Source organism: Rhodoplanes sp. SY1 (genome assembly GCF_046000175.1).
Classification (GTDB): Bacteria; Pseudomonadota; Alphaproteobacteria; order Rhizobiales; family Xanthobacteraceae; genus Rhodoplanes.
In genome coordinates, this window is record NZ_JBEOMB010000412.1 from 1 (window position 1) to 703 (window position 703).

Sequence of the window (703 nt, forward strand, 5' to 3'; positions counted from 1 at the left end):
AACGGCGTCGCCCCGATCGCCGTGCTGTAGGCGCCGGCGCCGCCCTGCGAATTGGACAGGGCACCGAGCGAGGTGACGCCGGCGGTGGTGCCGTTGTTCTGGCCGGCTGCACCGCCGAGCGACGTCGCCGAGTCTCCCGCCGCGACCGCGTTGGAGCCGATCGCCGTCGCGGCGATTCCAGCGCCGGCGTTCGCGAGCACGCCGCAAGCCGTTCCCCCGTTGCCGGTCGCGCTGGCGCTTTGGCCGCCTTGGGGCTCGGAGCCGTTCGAGCTGATGCCGCATACGAACTGAGCCATCGCCGGGGTCGCCGTTCCGGCGATGGCGCCGATCGCACACAGCCCGCCGGCGCTCGCCAGGAGAACCATTCGGACGCGGCCACGGTGCAGGCTCATGTCATTCCCCTAAATGTCCGGACATCGCCACGAAGCGATGCCGGCGCGTCACGCAGCCTTCCGGCCGTCTCCTCTTGGGGCCTGCGTGAGCAGCGGCGCCGCTCCCCGGCCATAGCGTGCGCCCTCCGCCGAGCCCGGTGACGGCCTGCTCGCGACCGAGCCGGCTATGCCGAGCGGGAGTTTTCATCCGACCTATCAGCTAGAACTATATCCATATGTATCATGTTGCGGGTTAATGGCTGATTAACCATGCGGACAAGCTCGGAAAGGTTCGCGGCCCCGACGGCAACGTCGCCGCGCCCGGGCTCGGC

Annotated in this window: 1 pseudogene; it reads right to left on the reverse strand. The window is 69.6% G+C overall.

The window, feature by feature from the left end:
• Positions 1–365, reverse strand: a pseudogene (locus ABTU92_RS30030) (hypothetical protein); the annotation flags it as partial.
• Positions 366–703: the final 338 nt, after the last annotated feature.